Raw genomic sequence first — 14,249 nt, 5'->3', positions numbered from 1 at the left:
TCGGATAAGCTTTGAAATAAGTGTAAGCCAGGAGCACGGATGTCGCCTAGGAAACCCACGGTCCAGCGTTGGGTTGGTCCAGATGGTCGCGCAGGAACCCTGCGAAGTCGTTGCGGGATATGGCGCGGGCACCCAGGTTGTGCAGGTGATCGTTGGGCATCTGGCAGTCGATCAATACAAACCCCCAGGCCTGCAATTGGCGGGTCAGCGTGGCAAAGCCGAATTTCGAGGCGTTGTCGGCGCGGCTGAACATGGATTCGCCAAAAAACAGCTGGCCCATTGCAAGGCCATACAGACCGCCGACCAGTTCACCCTTGTCCCAGACCTCCACCGAATGCGCGTAGCCGCGCTGATGCAGTTCCAGGTAGGCGCTCTGGATGCCTTCGGTGATCCAGGTGCCGTCGGCATAGGCGCGTGGTGCGGCGCAGGCCTGGATGACGGCGGCGAAGTCCTGGTCGAAGGTCACGCTGTAGCGCTGTTGACGCAAGAGTTTGCCCAGGCTGCGCGATACATGCAGTTCGTCGGGGAATATCACGGTGCGAGGGTCGGGCGACCACCACAGGATCGGTTGGCCCTCTGAAAACCACGGGAAGCAGCCATGACGATAGGCTTGTATCAGCCGCTCGGCGCTGAGATCACCACCGGCGGCGAGCAAGCCATTGGGTTCGCGCATGGCCTTGGCCAATGGGGGGAAAGTCAGTGAATCGCGTTGTAACCAGGTCAGCATGGCATCCAGGCTTTGCGGAAGGGGAGGGGAGTGGCAGGTATGACACCTGCGGCGGCAGTGCTGATTATTGTCGACCTGGCGCCATCGGGCCAGCCCGAATCAGGCATTAAGGGGGATTAGCGTGAGCAGGTGTTTCTGCAACTCTATGCCGGGGGCGTGGTCGTAATCGGGTCTATTCCATGCAGGCCATTTGCCAAGCTTGCCTGGATTGGCAAAAACAGCTCATAAGCCTTTGTCAGCAAAGACAATGCATGCTCAAATTGAACATCTTGTGACACACAATTGGCTATGCTGCTGGAAGAGCGCCAAGTGGCGTGGCATCAGGGACACAAACCCGTACAATGCGGCCATTGTGGCGTTATTGCCATTTCATCCAGCAATCGCCCGGTGTTAAACAGTAGATTCAACGACGCTCGTTCATTTTTCAGCTGCTCGGATTGGGCAGTATTTACAGTCATTCAACAGATGGACGCGCTGAAGGCGCAGGAAAAGACCCGTTTTGAAGAAATCCGCCGCAACACCTAAAGCCGCAGTCGTGCCGGCCTGGCGCCAGCACCTGCATTATCGCCTCAAGGAAGGAGCGCTGATCGCCATCGGCGCACTGTGCCTGTTCCTGATGATGGCCTTGCTGACCTATGGCAAGGACGATCCGGGCTGGAGCCACAACAGCAAGATCGAAGACGTGCAGAACTTCGGTGGCCCTGCTGGTTCCTACAGCGCCGATATCCTGTTCATGGTGCTGGGTTACTTCGCGTATATCTTCCCGTTGCTGCTGGCGATCAAGACCTGGCAGATCTTCCGCCAGCGCCACGAACCGTGGCAGTGGAGCGGCTGGCTGTTCTCCTGGCGCCTGATCGGCCTGGTGTTCCTGGTGCTGTCCGGCGCGGCCCTGGCGCATATCCATTTCCACGCACCCACCGGCCTGCCTGCCGGTGCGGGCGGTGCGCTGGGCGAGAGCCTCGGCGACCTGGCGCGCAGGACCCTGAATATCCAGGGCAGCACCCTGATGTTCATCGCACTGTTCCTGTTCGGCCTCACCGTGTTCACCGACCTGTCCTGGTTCAAGGTGATGGACGTGACCGGCAAGATCACCCTCGACCTGCTGGAGCTGTTCCAGGGAGCCGCCAACCGTTGGTGGGCGGCCCGTATCGAGCGCAAGCGTATGGTCGCCCAGCTGCGTGAGGTGGACACCCGCGTCAACGAAGTGGTGGCCCCGAGTACACCGGACCGGCGCGAGCAGGCCAAGGTCAAGGAGCGCCTGATCGAGCGCGAGCAGGCGCTGAGCAAGCACATGTCGGACCGCGAGAAGCAGGTGCCGCCCGTGATTGCCCCCGCGCCGCCCAAGCCGGCCGAACCGAGCCATCGCGTACAGAAAGAGAAACAGGCGCCGCTGTTCGTCGACAGCGCCGTCGAAGGCACCTTGCCGCCGATCTCGATCCTCGACCCGGCTGAAAAGAAACAACTCAACTATTCTCCGGAATCCCTGGCGGCTGTCGGCCACCTGCTGGAAATCAAGCTCAAGGAATTCGGCGTCGAAGTCTCGGTGGACTCTATCCACCCCGGCCCGGTGATCACCCGTTACGAAATCCAGCCGGCCGCCGGTGTGAAGGTCAGTCGCATTTCCAACCTGGCGAAAGACCTGGCCCGCTCCCTGGCCGTGACCAGCGTGCGTGTGGTGGAAGTGATTCCCGGCAAGACCACTGTGGGTATCGAGATCCCCAACGAAGACCGCCAGATCGTGCGCTTCTCCGAAGTACTGTCGACGCCCGAGTACGACAACTTCAAATCGCCGGTCACCCTGGCCCTGGGCCACGACATTGGCGGCAAGCCGGTCATCACCGACCTGGCGAAGATGCCGCACCTGCTGGTGGCTGGTACCACCGGTTCCGGTAAGTCGGTGGGGGTGAACGCGATGATCCTGTCGATCCTGTTCAAGTCCGGCCCGGAAGATGCCAAGCTGATCATGATCGACCCGAAGATGTTGGAACTGTCGATCTACGAAGGCATTCCACACCTGCTGTGCCCGGTGGTCACCGACATGAAGGACGCCGCCAACGCCCTGCGCTGGAGCGTTGCCGAGATGGAGCGCCGCTACAAGCTGATGGCGAAGATGGGCGTGCGTAACCTGTCGGGCTTCAACGCCAAGATCAAGGAAGCCCACGAGCGCGGCGAGACCATCGATGATCCGTTGTACCGGCGCGAAAGCATTCACGACGAAGCACCAAAACTGACCAAGCTGCCGACCATTGTGGTGGTGGTCGACGAATTCGCCGACATGATGATGATCGTCGGCAAGAAAGTTGAAGAACTGATCGCGCGTATCGCCCAGAAGGCCCGTGCCGCCGGTATCCACTTGATCCTCGCCACCCAGCGGCCGTCGGTGGACGTGATCACCGGCCTGATCAAGGCCAACATCCCGACGCGCATGGCGTTCCAGGTGTCGAGCAAGATCGACTCGCGGACCATCATCGACCAGGGCGGCGCCGAACAACTGCTCGGCCACGGTGACATGCTCTACATGCCGCCGGGCACCAGCCTGCCGATCCGGGTGCATGGGGCTTTTGTTTCCGACGATGAAGTGCATCGTGTGGTGGAAGCCTGGAAACTGCGCGGCGCACCGGAATACAACGATGACATCCTCGCCGGTGTGGAAGAGGCCGGCAGTGGCTTCGACGGTGGCAGCGGCGGTGGCGACGATGATGCCGAGACCGATGCGCTGTACGACGAGGCCGTGGCTTTCGTGCTCGAAAGCCGTCGCGCCTCGATTTCCGCGGTACAACGCAAGCTGAAAATTGGCTACAACCGTGCCGCGCGTATGATCGAAGCCATGGAAAACGCTGGCGTCGTGACCGCAATGAACACCAACGGCTCGCGCGAAGTCATTGCCCCCGGGCAGATGCGCGACTGATCCCGCGCCGCGTGGCAGCACGCGGCGCGCCCTGACTACTCAATGAGGACTCCCATGCGCTTTATCCGCATGCTGTTGTTGCCGGCACTGGCCCTGACCGCTGTTTCGGCTCACGCTGACCCGGCCTCCGTCGCCAGCCTGAAGAACCTGCTCGACAAATCCCAGACCCTGACCGCGCGCTTTTCCCAGTTGACCTTGGATGCCGGAGGCACCCAGTTGCAGGAAACCGCTGGCGAAATGGCCGTGCAGCGTCCTGGCCTGTTCTACTGGCACACCGAGGGCAAGGCTGAGCAGACCATCGTGTCCGATGGCCAGAAGGTCACCCTGTGGGACCCGGACCTGGAACAGGCAACCATCAAGAAGCTCGACCCACGCCTGAACCAGACCCCGGCATTGCTGCTCTCCGGTGACGTGTCGAAGATCAACGACAGCTTCGACATCACCTCCAAGCAGACCAGCAACGTGATCGAATTCACCCTCAAGCCGAAATCCAAGGACACGCTGTTTGACACGCTGTCCCTGTCGTTCGGTAACGGTGTGATCAACAACATGCGCCTGATCGACAGCGTCGGCCAGCGCACCGATATCCTGTTCTCCGGGGTCAAGGCCAACCAGCCGGTACCGGCGTCCAAGTTCAAGTTCGACATCCCCAAGGGTGCCGACGTGATCCAGGAATAAACTCTCCAGAGGTTTCAAACGCTGCCCATGGACCTGTTTCGAAGTGACCCGATTGCCCAGCCACTGGCCGCACGCCTGCGTTCGACCAACCTGGATGAGTACGTCGGTCAGGAACACCTGCTCGCTCGCGGCAAGCCCCTGCGTGAAGCCCTGGAGCAGGGTGCGCTGCACTCGATGATTTTCTGGGGGCCGCCGGGGGTGGGCAAGACCACCCTGGCGCGGCTGCTGGCAAAAGTCTCGGATGCACACTTCGAAACGGTCTCGGCGGTACTCGCCGGGGTCAAAGAGATCCGCCAGGCGGTGGAAGTCGCCAAGCAGCAGGCCGGGCAGTACGGCAAGCGCACCATCCTGTTCGTCGACGAAGTGCATCGCTTCAACAAGTCGCAACAGGATGCGTTCCTGCCCTATGTGGAGGACGGCACGCTGATCTTTATCGGTGCCACCACTGAGAACCCTTCGTTTGAATTGAACAACGCCTTGCTGTCGCGGGCGCGGGTCTATGTGCTGAAAAGCCTGGACGAGGCGGCGATGCAAAAGCTGTTGCAGCGTGCCTTGAACGAAGACAAGGGCCTGGGCAAGCGCCAACTGAGCGTGAGCGAAGAGGGCTTCAAGATCCTGCTGACGGCCGCCGATGGCGATGGGCGCCGTTTTCTCAATCTGTTGGAAAACGCCTCCGACTTGGCCGAAGACGGCGCTGAGATTGGCGTCGACCTCCTGCAAAGCCTGCTCGGCGACACACGCCGCCGCTTCGACAAGGGCGGTGAAGCCTTCTACGACCAGATCTCGGCGCTGCACAAATCCGTGCGCGGTTCCAACCCGGATGGCGCACTCTACTGGTTCGCACGCATGATCGACGGCGGTTGCGACCCGCTGTACCTGGCCCGCCGCGTGGTGCGCATGGCCAGCGAAGACATCGGCAACGCCGACCCGCGCGCCCTGAGCCTGTGCCTGGCGGCATGGGACGTGCAGGAACGCCTAGGCAGCCCGGAAGGCGAGTTGGCGGTGGCCCAGGCCATCACCTACCTGGCCTGTGCGCCAAAAAGCAATGCGGTGTACATGGGCTTCAAGTCCGCACTGCGCGCCGCCGCCGAATATGGCTCGCTCGAAGTGCCGATGCACTTGCGCAATGCGCCGACCAAGCTGATGAAGCAGCTGGGGTATGGCGATGAATACCGTTACGCCCACGATGAGCCGGATGCCTACGCGGCCGGTGAAGATTACTTCCCCGATGAGCTTGAGCCGTTGCCGCTGTATCAGCCGGTGCCCCGTGGCCTGGAGCTGAAGATCGGTGAAAAGCTCAATCACCTCGCCACCCTCGACCGCCTGAGCCCCCGGCAGCGGAGAAAGTCATGATTCCTCTGGTTGTCGCCGTTTCGGCAGGTGGTATCGCAGGTACACTGCTGCGCTTTGCCACGGGCAATTGGATCAACGCCAATTGGCCGAAACACTTCTATACGGCGACGCTCGCCGTTAATATCGTGGGCTGCCTATTGATCGGCGTGTTATACGGCCTGTTTTTGCTGCGCCCGGAAGTGCCTATCGAGGTACGTGCCGGCCTGATGGTTGGCTTTCTTGGCGGCCTGACGACTTTTTCATCCTTTTCACTGGATACCGTGCGCCTGCTGGAAAGCGGGCAAGTGCCGCTGGCAATTGGCTATGCGGCCATCAGCGTATTCGGCGGGCTGCTCGCCACCTGGGCCGGCCTGTCCTTGACCAAACTTTGATAAACGAGAGACCGACATGCTCGATTCCAAACTGTTACGTAGCAACCTTCAGGACGTAGCGGACCGCCTGGCATCCCGTGGCTTTGCCTTGGATGTTGCGCGCATCGAAGCGCTGGAAGAACAGCGCAAGACCGTCCAGACCCGCACCGAAGCACTGCAGGCTGAGCGTAATGCGCGTTCCAAATCCATCGGTCAGGCCAAGCAGCGCGGTGAAGACATCGCGCCGTTGATGGCGGATGTCGAGCGCATGGGCACCGAGCTCTCCGAGGGTAAAGTCGAGCTGGAAAAGATCCAGTCCGAGCTGGATTCGATCCTGCTGGGCATCCCCAACATCCCGCACGAATCCGTGCCGATTGGCGCAGACGAAGACGGCAACGTCGAAGTGCGCCGCTGGGGCACGCCTAAAGCCTTTGATTTCGAGATCAAGGACCACGTCGCCCTGGGCGAACTGAGCGGTGGCCTGGATTTCGAGACCGCCGCCAAGATGTCCGGTGCGCGCTTCTCGCTGCTGCGTGGCCCGGTTGCACGCCTGCACCGTGCCCTGGCGCAGTTCATGATCAACCTGCACACCGGCGAGCACGGTTACGAAGAGGCCTACACCCCGTACCTGGTGCAGGCGCCGGCGCTGATGGGCACCAGCCAGCTGCCGAAATTCGAAGAAGACCTGTTCAAGATCAGCCGCGAAGGCGAAGCCGACCTGTACCTGATCCCGACCGCCGAAGTGTCGCTGACCAACATCGTCTCCGGCGAGATCCTCGACGCCAAGCAACTGCCGATCAAGTTCGTCGCCCACAGCCCGTGCTTCCGTAGCGAAGCCGGCGCATCCGGCCGCGACACCCGCGGCATGATCCGCCAGCACCAGTTCGACAAGGTCGAGATGGTGCAGATCGTCGAGCCGTCGACCTCGATGGACGCCCTGGAAGGCCTGACCGCCAACGCCGAGCGCGTCCTGCAACTGCTGGAGCTGCCGTACCGCGTACTGGCGCTGTGCACTGGCGACATGGGTTTCAGCGCCGTGAAGACCTACGACCTCGAAGTGTGGGTGCCGAGCCAGGACAAGTACCGCGAGATTTCGTCGTGCTCCAACTGCGGTGATTTCCAGGCCCGTCGCATGCAGGCGCGTTTCCGCAACCCGGAAACCGGCAAGCCGGAGCTGGTGCACACCCTCAACGGCTCCGGGCTAGCTGTAGGCCGTACCCTGGTGGCCGTGCTGGAAAACTACCAGCAGGCTGACGGCTCGATCCGTGTGCCGGAAGTGCTCAAGCCTTACATGGCGGGCGTTGAGGTCATTCGCTAAATGGAATTTCTGCCGCTGTTTCATAACCTGCGCGGCAGTCGTGTGCTGGTCGTCGGTGGCGGGGAGATTGCCTTGCGCAAATCCCGGCTGCTGGCCGACGCCGGGGCGTTGCTGCGGGTGGTTGCTCCCCAGATCGAAGACCAGTTGCGTGAATTGGTACTGGGCAGTGGCGGGGAACTGATTCTGCGCGGTTATCAGGAGGCTGATCTCGATGGCTGCACCCTGATCATCGCGGCAACCGACGACGAGCCGCTGAACGCGCAAGTGTCCAGCGATGCCAAGCGCCGGTGCGTGCCGGTCAACGTGGTCGATGCGCCGGCATTGTGCAGCGTGATCTTCCCGGCAATTGTCGACCGTTCACCCTTGGTGATCGCGGTGTCCAGCGGCGGCGATGCGCCAGTGCTGGCGCGCTTGATCCGCGCCAAGCTGGAAACCTGGATTCCGTCCACCTACGGTCAACTGGCCGGGCTGGCGGCGCGTTTTCGTGCCCAGGTCAAGGGCTTGTACCCGGATGTGCAGCAGCGCCGTGCGTTCTGGGAAGAAGTGTTCCAGGGCCCGATTGCCGACCGCCAGTTGGCCGGGCAGGGCGATGAGGCCGAGCGGCTGCTGATCGAGAAGGTCAACGGCGCGCCACCTTATGCGCCGGGCGAGGTTTATCTGGTGGGCGCGGGTCCGGGTGATCCCGACCTGCTGACCTTCCGCGCGCTGCGCCTGATGCAGCAAGCCGATGTGGTGCTGTATGACCGCTTGGTTGCACCCGCGATTCTCGAACTGTGCCGCCGGGATGCCGAGCGCATCTATGTCGGCAAACGTCGCGCCGACCACGCCGTGCCGCAAGACCAGATCAACCAGCAATTGGTGGACCTGGCCAAGCAGGGCAAGCGGGTGCTGCGCCTCAAGGGTGGCGATCCGTTCATCTTTGGTCGTGGCGGTGAAGAGATCGAGGAACTGGCCGCCCATGGCATCCCGTTCCAGGTGGTGCCGGGGATCACGGCGGCCAGCGGTTGCGCGGCGTATGCCGGGATTCCGCTGACCCATCGGGATTATGCGCAGTCGGTGCGTTTTATCACCGGGCATTTGAAGGACGGTACCTCGGACCTGCCCTGGCATGACCTGGTGGGGCCCTCGCAGACCTTGGTGTTCTACATGGGTTTGATTGGCTTGCCGATCATCTGCGAACAGCTGATCAAGCACGGGCGTGCACCCGACACCCCCGCAGCGTTGATCCAGCAGGGCACCACGTCCAATCAGCGCGTGTTCACCGGCACCCTCGCCGATTTGCCGCGCATGGTGGCGGAGCATGAAGTGCATGCGCCGACACTGGTTATCGTCGGTGAAGTGGTGGTGTTGCGCGAGAAGCTGAAGTGGTTTGAAGGCGCGCAGTCCCAGGTCTGAACCTTGAAAGCATCGGGGGCTTGCCCCCGATGAGGCCCTAAAAGCCAGCCAATACGTGGATCAGTTCCACACGCCTTTGCCAATCAATTGTTGCCGATCGTGCTGTTCATCAAACCCCTGCAACGGCCCCTTCGGCACAATCCCCGTCGGGTTGATCGTGCGATGGCTAGCATAGTAATGCCCCTTGATGTGCGCAAAATCCACCGTCTCGGCCACTCCCGGCCACTGATACAGCTCCCTCAACCAATTCGACAGATTCGGATAATCCGCAATCCTGCGCAAATTGCATTTGAAGTGGCTGTAGTACACCGCATCAAAGCGAATCAGCGTGGTGAACAGCCGCACATCTGCCTCGGTCAGGTATTCACCGGCCAGGTAACGATGGTCGCCCAAGTGCTGTTCCAGATGATCCAGCTCGGCGAACACATCATCAAACGCACTTTCATACGCTTGCTGTGAGGTGGCGAAGCCTGCGCGGTATACGCCGTTGTTCACTGCCGGGTAAATGCGTTCGTTCAACGCGTCAATGGTCGTGCGCAGCGGCTGGGGGTAGAAGTCCAGGGTGTTGCCGGTCAATTCATTGAAGGCGTCGTTGAACATGCGGATGATCTCCGCCGATTCATTGCTTACGATGCGCTTGAGCTTTTTGTCCCACAGCACCGGCACGGTGACGCGTCCGGTGTAATCGGCCGTGTCGGCGGTATAGCGCTGGTGCATGAAGTCGAAATCATCCAGCTTGTCGCCGGTGGAGCCGTGAGCCTTGTCGAAGGTCCAGCCGTTTTCCAGCATCAACCAGCTGACCACGGACACGTCGATCAGGCTTTCCAGGCTCTTGAGCTTGCGCAGGATCAGCGTGCGGTGAGCCCAGGGGCAGGCGAGGGATACGTACAGGTGATAACGACCGGCTTCAGCCTTGAAGCCGCCTTCGCCACTCGGGCCCGGCGCGCCGTCGGCGGTCACCCAGTTTCGGCGTTGCGCCTGTTCCCGTTGGAATGCGCCGTCTGCGCTACTTTCGTACCACTGGTCTTTCCAGTGTCCTTCGATCAGCAAACCCATGACTGGCTCCTTGGCTAATAAGCGTTGGAGGCCAGTCTAAAGGGCTGAGTTCGATTTAAAAGCGCAAAGACCGGGCGTTAATGATCAATTAAATCGATTTGTCCCGCGCGTTCCAGTATTGCTGGGCCAGGACGAACGCCTGTTCCCGTGAATGGCCCAGGCCACGCAAGGCCAGGGCCATGGTCGCGATCAAGGCCAGTTGCGGATAGCTGTCTTCGACATCGCCGCGCCACAACGCTTTCAGATGCTCAGGTTCGAGCATGGCTGGCTTGACGTGGCGCTGGGCGGAGAGGGCGGGCCACTCTTCGTCCCAGCTTTCGCCTCCAGTGGTGCCGTACAGGTGACTGGCCGAGTCGGGATTGATCTCGATCTCACCGCCGTCGCCCTTCACCACGATTACATTGTCGCCGAGCAGGCCGCTGGCATCGCGGTGCACGCCCTGGTAACCCGGATGGAAAATACTTTGCAGGCCCAGGCGCGCATTGAGCGGGTTGAGCAGGCGCGCCAGGGAGTGGATCGGCGAGCGCAGGCCCAGGGTGTTGCGCAGGTCGATCATGCGTTGCAATTGCGGCGCCCAGTCGCCCAGCGGGATAAACGCCAGGTTGCCGTGTGCATAAGCGGCCTCGACCTGCTGCCAGTTGCGGCACAGCGGGATCTGCAAACCCTCCAGCAATTGCTCGGTGTACAGCCGTCCCGCCGTGTGGGCGCCGCCGCCGTGCATGAGGATGCGCACGCCGTTTTGCGCCAGGCACTTGGCCGCCAGCAGGTACCAGGGCAGGTGGCGTTTCTTGCCGGCGTAGGTCGGCCAGTCAACGTCCACATTCAGCGCCGGGGCGTCCAGGCGTTCGCGCACGGCTTCGGTGAAACCGGCCAGTTCTTCCGGGCTTTCTTCCTTGTGGCGCAGCAGCATCAGGAAGGCGCCGAGCTGGGTGTCCTCGACTTTCTCGTCGAGCAGCATGCCCATGGCTTCGCGCGCCTCCTCACGGGTGAGGTTGCGCGCACCGCGCTTGCCTTTGCCCAGGATGCGCACGAACTGTGCAAACGGGTGCTCGGCAGGGGTTTCAAGGGTCAGCGGGGCAAAGTCGGTCATAAGCAATTCGTCGGCCTGGGCAGGCCCGCCAGCTTGGCGGCAAGTTTGGCGGGAGTGCCGTTGAACAGTTTGTTGAGGTGCAGGCTGTTGCCCTTTTCCGGGCCCAGCTTCAAAGCGGTGTACTTGATCAGCGGGCGCGTGGCGGGTGACAGCTGGAATTCGGCATAGAACTGGCGCAGTAGCGTGAGGATTTCCCAATGGTCCGCGGTCAACGCCAGCGGTTCGGCGGCGGCCAGGGCGTTGGCGACTTCCTCGGACCACGCGTTCAGGTCGACAAGGTAGCCGTCCTTGTCCAGTTCCAGGCTGCGAGTGCCTACGGTCAGGGTGTTCATAGCCAGCTGTTGACCTTGTCGTAGGCGAGCGACAATTGCACGAAACCCGGGTAGTCCACGCTGTCGGCCCAGTCCGGCAGAGGCAGGTTGCGCGCCTGCATGTCTTCGGCCAGTACGAACACCTTTACGCCTTTGGTGTGCAGCGCCGCGTTGTGCAGCCCGTAGGCGCCGTCGCCGCAGAGCAGGATGGCGTCATTAACGCCACAGATACGCAGGCAGCTGTCCAGGCGGCTATCGGTAAACGGGGAGTGGGAAACCACATGTAGAGTCGACATCAGAGGGTTATCACCTGGTCGTAACGGTCAATCAACTGGGAGATCGCAGCGCTGTCCAGCGGCTGTGCGCTGGTGGGCGTCGTGAGGCCGCGCTCGGCCAGGCTATGGCTACAGGCGAATACCTCGTCGATACCGAACAGGCCCAACGCCTGCAGGTTGGCGCTGAGGTCCTTTTGCTGCACGGCCTTGGCGTCCTGGTGCGGCGCCAGCTGGAACACGCCGTCATCGAGGAACAGCAGGCCAATGGGCAGATCGAACGCGCCCCCGGCCAGCACGATGTCCAGCGCTTCGCGCGCGCTTGGGCCGGACCACGGCGCCTGGCGGCTGATGACCAGCAAGGATTTGGACATGTCACGGCCCTCCAAAACAGATCAGGCGGTCGGCGGCCTGGGCGGCGTCATGCAATTGCCCCAGGCCCGACAGTTCCCATGGCGCCTCAAGGTTGATCGCGCTGCGTTGATACCGCGTAGCTTCCTCCTGGTTGAGCACGCCACGGCGCAAGGCGGCGGCGATGCATACCACGCTGTCGAGTTGATGCGCGCTGACAAACTCGCGCCATTGGCGGGCGATGTCCTGCTCATCCTGGGGCGCGACGATGGAATTGGAGGTGCTGTAGACACCGTCCTGATAGAAAAACAGCCGCACAATCTCATGCCCACCGGTCAGCGCCGCCTGGGCGAACAGCAGGGCGCGGCGCGAGGAGGGCGCGTGGGCGGCGGAAAACAGTGCAATCGCAAACTTCATGGAACACTCTGCAAGCAAACGTGGGCCAATGATAAAGCCGCCGCCACGAAAAAGCCCGCCGTGATCAAAACGGTCACTGTTGGTGACTGTTCCGGTGATTGCCGACTGGCGCAAGGCTGCCTAGTCTGTGGGCATTCAAAACCGAAATGGAGTGCCCATGTCAGGTCCCTTGGCGTCCCTCAAAGTGCTGGATTTTTCCACCTTGCTGCCTGGCCCGTTCGCGTCGCTGATGCTGGCGGACATGGGCGCCGAGGTGCTGCGTATCGAGTCACCCACGCGCATGGACCTGTTGCGCGTCCTGCCGCCCCACGACCAGGGCACGTCGGCCAGCCACGCCTACCTCAATCGCAACAAACGCAGCCTGGCGCTGGACCTCAAGCAGGCCGAGGCGCTGGAGATCGTACGGGCGCTGGTCAAGGACTACGACATCGTCCTCGAACAGTTCCGGCCAGGGGTGATGGAGCGCCTGGGCTTGGGCTATGAGGCGTTGAATGCGATCAATCCCCGGCTGATTTATGTGTCGATCACCGGTTACGGCCAGACTGGCCCGTATAAGGACCGCGCCGGGCATGACATCAATTACCTGGCGCTGGCCGGAATCGCCAGCTACACCGGGCGCCGGGACAGCGGCCCGTTGCCGCTGGGCGTGCAGTTGGCGGATGTGGGCGGGGGCTCGCTGCATGCGTTGGTGGGGCTGCTCGCGGCAGTCATCGCCCGGCAGCAGACCGGGGTCGGCCAGTATCTGGATGTGAGCATGACCGATTGCTCGTTCAGCCTGAACGCCATGGCCGGCGCGGGTTACCTGGCGTGCGACGTCGAGCCTGAACGCGAAAGCCATGTGCTGAACGGTGGCAGCTTTTACGATTATTACCGCTCGCGGGATGGGCGTTGGATGTCGGTGGGCAGTCTGGAGCCTGGGTTTATGCAGCAGCTCTGTGACGCGCTGGGCCGGCCGGAGCTTGCGGCGCTGGGCCTGTCGCCCGCACTCAGGCCGGCGCTGCAGGTTGAGTTCGAGAAGCGCAGCTTTGCTGAGTTGTGTGCGTTGTTTGCCGGGGTGGATGCGTGCGTGGAGCCGGTGTTGAGCCTGAGTGAAGCGGTGGAGCATCCGCAGTTGAAGGCGCGGGCGTTGGTCAGTCAGGTGCCTAGGGGCGATGGGTCGACCCAGGCGCAATTGGCGTGCCCGCTAAAGTTCTCCGAGGGGCTGCCTGAGCCGAGGCATATTGGCGCCGCCGTGGGGGCGCACAGTGATGAGGTGCTGGCGGAGTTGGGGTTCAGTGTTCAGCGGATAGAGGCTTTGCGGCGGGCCAAGGTCGTCGGGTGACTGGACCGGCGCCATCGGGAGCAAGCTCCCTCACACACTGGGTCGGCGGCGCGGTCACTATGTGGGAGGGGGCTTGCCCCCGATGAGGCCCTCACTCCATTCGGGTTTCGCCGGTAAACACCAAGGTCTGCCGGCACCGCCGACACAAATACCTTCGACCCTGGGCCACCATGCCATGGCGTTGTGACGAGAACGGAAAGTCACTGTCCGCACACGGGCATCGGTAGATATAGCGAGTGACCTGGCGGCGCTTCACGGCATACGTGTGGCAACGGTCCGGCGGCAGTTCGTAGACCCCGCGCATGATCAATTGCCATTCCTCGCCGTGGGGCTGGATGCGTTCGCCAAACAATTGGTGGGCAATCAGGTGCGCCACTTCATGGGCAACGGTCTGCTTCAGGAAATGTTGGCTGTTTTCACGGTACAACTGTGGGTTGAAGCGCAGCAGGTTCTCGTGCAAATGAGCGACACCGGCCTTCTGGCCCCGCAGCTTGAGGCTGACCTGGGGGCGTTTGAAGCTTCGTTTGAAAAAGGATTCGGCTAGCAGGAAACAATCTTCGACGCGGGTATTGAGTTGCTCGGGCATGCTGTACATATCTCCAGAGACGTCCAGTATGCCGCAAAGCTGGGTGTTTCCGAATCTGTCAGGCGCCGAATGGTCATGCATGATGCACAAAGCCACCTTGCGGTGGCTTTGCCTTA

General features: G+C 61.8%; 16 protein-coding genes. 8 read left to right on the top strand and 8 right to left on the bottom strand.

Annotated features, from left to right (window positions below; genetic code table 11):
• Positions 1-46: 46 nt before the first annotated feature.
• On the bottom strand, positions 47-727 hold the full coding sequence (aat, locus tag BLR69_RS09120; RefSeq protein ID WP_071493382.1) for a leucyl/phenylalanyl-tRNA--protein transferase: 681 nt from the start codon (positions 725-727) through the stop codon (positions 47-49).
• A gap of 288 nt (positions 728-1,015) precedes the next feature.
• On the opposite strand from aat, the gene BLR69_RS30725 reads away from it, so the two are divergent.
• From BLR69_RS30725 to cysG, 7 genes are read left to right on the top strand one after another with little or no spacing between them, the layout of a single operon-like run.
• Positions 1,016-1,252 (top strand): hypothetical protein, encoded by a 237-nt coding sequence (locus BLR69_RS30725; RefSeq protein WP_134434989.1) that lies wholly within the window; start codon positions 1,016-1,018, stop codon positions 1,250-1,252.
• Positions 1,227-3,635 (top strand): DNA translocase FtsK, encoded by a 2,409-nt coding sequence (locus BLR69_RS09115; RefSeq protein ID WP_071493381.1) that lies wholly within the window; start codon positions 1,227-1,229, stop codon positions 3,633-3,635. The genes BLR69_RS30725 and BLR69_RS09115 overlap by 26 nt, the downstream gene beginning before the upstream one ends.
• A gap of 54 nt (positions 3,636-3,689) precedes the next feature.
• The gene (gene lolA / locus BLR69_RS09110; protein WP_071491890.1) at positions 3,690-4,313 is read left to right on the top strand and encodes an outer membrane lipoprotein chaperone LolA; all 624 of its coding nucleotides are present in this window, start codon (positions 3,690-3,692) and stop codon (positions 4,311-4,313) included.
• Positions 4,314-4,340: 27 nt separating this feature from the next.
• Positions 4,341-5,666, top strand: a complete 1,326-nt coding sequence (locus BLR69_RS09105; RefSeq protein ID WP_071493380.1) for a replication-associated recombination protein A — start codon at positions 4,341-4,343, stop codon at positions 5,664-5,666.
• Positions 5,663-6,037 (top strand): fluoride efflux transporter CrcB, encoded by a 375-nt coding sequence (crcB, locus tag BLR69_RS09100; protein ID WP_071493379.1) that lies wholly within the window; start codon positions 5,663-5,665, stop codon positions 6,035-6,037. Before BLR69_RS09105 ends, crcB begins: the two co-directional genes overlap by 4 nt.
• Before the next feature lie 16 nt (positions 6,038-6,053).
• Positions 6,054-7,334, top strand: coding sequence for a serine--tRNA ligase (serS, locus tag BLR69_RS09095; RefSeq protein WP_071493378.1), 1,281 nt, complete (start codon positions 6,054-6,056; stop codon positions 7,332-7,334).
• Entirely contained in the window at positions 7,335-8,729 is a 1,395-nt protein-coding gene (cysG, locus tag BLR69_RS09090; RefSeq protein WP_071493377.1) for a siroheme synthase CysG, read from the top strand. It begins immediately after the preceding gene.
• A 60-nt stretch (positions 8,730-8,789) separates the two neighbouring features.
• Here cysG and BLR69_RS09085 read toward each other — a convergent pair whose 3' ends face one another.
• The 6 genes from BLR69_RS09085 to tusD form a co-directional block, all read right to left on the bottom strand.
• A complete protein-coding gene (locus tag BLR69_RS09085) occupies positions 8,790-9,785 on the bottom strand; it encodes a glutathione S-transferase family protein (protein WP_071493376.1) in 996 nt (331 codons plus the stop codon).
• Positions 9,786-9,873: 88 nt separating this feature from the next.
• On the bottom strand, positions 9,874-10,875 hold the full coding sequence (locus BLR69_RS09080; protein WP_071493375.1) for a glycosyl transferase family protein: 1,002 nt from the start codon (positions 10,873-10,875) through the stop codon (positions 9,874-9,876).
• The gene (locus BLR69_RS09075; RefSeq protein WP_071493374.1) at positions 10,872-11,207 is read right to left on the bottom strand and encodes a TusE/DsrC/DsvC family sulfur relay protein; all 336 of its coding nucleotides are present in this window, start codon (positions 11,205-11,207) and stop codon (positions 10,872-10,874) included. Before BLR69_RS09075 ends, BLR69_RS09080 begins: the two co-directional genes overlap by 4 nt.
• Positions 11,204-11,482, bottom strand: coding sequence for a sulfurtransferase complex subunit TusB (gene tusB / locus BLR69_RS09070; protein ID WP_071493373.1), 279 nt, complete (start codon positions 11,480-11,482; stop codon positions 11,204-11,206). Before tusB ends, BLR69_RS09075 begins: the two co-directional genes overlap by 4 nt.
• Complete coding sequence (gene tusC / locus BLR69_RS09065; protein WP_071493372.1) at positions 11,482-11,832, bottom strand: sulfurtransferase complex subunit TusC; 351 nt, start codon at positions 11,830-11,832, stop codon at positions 11,482-11,484. The genes tusB and tusC overlap by 1 nt, the downstream gene beginning before the upstream one ends.
• Before the next feature lies 1 nt (position 11,833).
• Positions 11,834-12,226 carry a sulfurtransferase complex subunit TusD gene (gene tusD, locus BLR69_RS09060; protein ID WP_071493371.1) on the bottom strand — a complete coding sequence of 131 codons (393 nt, stop codon included), beginning with the start codon at positions 12,224-12,226 and terminating at the stop codon, positions 11,834-11,836.
• Between the two features lie 157 nt (positions 12,227-12,383).
• On the opposite strand from tusD, the gene BLR69_RS09055 reads away from it, so the two are divergent.
• Positions 12,384-13,547: a CaiB/BaiF CoA transferase family protein gene (locus BLR69_RS09055; protein ID WP_071493370.1), complete on the top strand. Its 1,164-nt coding sequence runs from the start codon at positions 12,384-12,386 to the stop codon at positions 13,545-13,547.
• 91 nt (positions 13,548-13,638) lie between these two features.
• On the opposite strand, the gene BLR69_RS09050 is transcribed toward BLR69_RS09055, so the two are convergent.
• Positions 13,639-14,133: a SprT family zinc-dependent metalloprotease gene (locus tag BLR69_RS09050; protein ID WP_071493528.1), complete on the bottom strand. Its 495-nt coding sequence runs from the start codon at positions 14,131-14,133 to the stop codon at positions 13,639-13,641.
• Positions 14,134-14,249 lie beyond the last annotated feature (116 nt).

The sequence above is a fragment of the Pseudomonas azotoformans genome (genome assembly GCF_900103345.1).
Taxonomy (GTDB): domain Bacteria; phylum Pseudomonadota; class Gammaproteobacteria; order Pseudomonadales; family Pseudomonadaceae; genus Aquipseudomonas; species Aquipseudomonas azotoformans.
This window is presented reverse-complemented; position numbering and strand designations above follow the sequence as displayed.

Excerpts from the sequence above, each read along its gene's own strand:
- BLR69_RS09075 (WP_071493374.1), bottom strand. The coding sequence starts at position 11,207 with ATGAACACCCTGACCGTAGGCACTCGCAGCCTGGAACTGGACAAGGAC.
- tusB (WP_071493373.1), bottom strand. The coding sequence starts at position 11,482 with ATGTCGACTCTACATGTGGTTTCCCACTCCCCGTTTACCGATAGCCGC.
- cysG (WP_071493377.1), top strand. The coding sequence starts at position 7,335 with ATGGAATTTCTGCCGCTGTTTCATAACCTGCGCGGCAGTCGTGTGCTG.
- crcB (WP_071493379.1), top strand. The coding sequence starts at position 5,663 with ATGATTCCTCTGGTTGTCGCCGTTTCGGCAGGTGGTATCGCAGGTACA.
- aat (WP_071493382.1), bottom strand. The coding sequence starts at position 727 with ATGCTGACCTGGTTACAACGCGATTCACTGACTTTCCCCCCATTGGCC.
- BLR69_RS09055 (WP_071493370.1), top strand. The coding sequence starts at position 12,384 with ATGTCAGGTCCCTTGGCGTCCCTCAAAGTGCTGGATTTTTCCACCTTG.
- BLR69_RS09105 (WP_071493380.1), top strand. The coding sequence starts at position 4,341 with ATGGACCTGTTTCGAAGTGACCCGATTGCCCAGCCACTGGCCGCACGC.
- serS (WP_071493378.1), top strand. The coding sequence starts at position 6,054 with ATGCTCGATTCCAAACTGTTACGTAGCAACCTTCAGGACGTAGCGGAC.
- tusD (WP_071493371.1), bottom strand. The coding sequence starts at position 12,226 with ATGAAGTTTGCGATTGCACTGTTTTCCGCCGCCCACGCGCCCTCCTCG.
- lolA (WP_071491890.1), top strand. The coding sequence starts at position 3,690 with ATGCGCTTTATCCGCATGCTGTTGTTGCCGGCACTGGCCCTGACCGCT.
- BLR69_RS09080 (WP_071493375.1), bottom strand. The coding sequence starts at position 10,875 with ATGACCGACTTTGCCCCGCTGACCCTTGAAACCCCTGCCGAGCACCCG.
- tusC (WP_071493372.1), bottom strand. The coding sequence starts at position 11,832 with ATGTCCAAATCCTTGCTGGTCATCAGCCGCCAGGCGCCGTGGTCCGGC.
- BLR69_RS09050 (WP_071493528.1), bottom strand. The coding sequence starts at position 14,133 with ATGCCCGAGCAACTCAATACCCGCGTCGAAGATTGTTTCCTGCTAGCC.
- BLR69_RS30725 (WP_134434989.1), top strand. The coding sequence starts at position 1,016 with ATGCTGCTGGAAGAGCGCCAAGTGGCGTGGCATCAGGGACACAAACCC.
- BLR69_RS09085 (WP_071493376.1), bottom strand. The coding sequence starts at position 9,785 with ATGGGTTTGCTGATCGAAGGACACTGGAAAGACCAGTGGTACGAAAGT.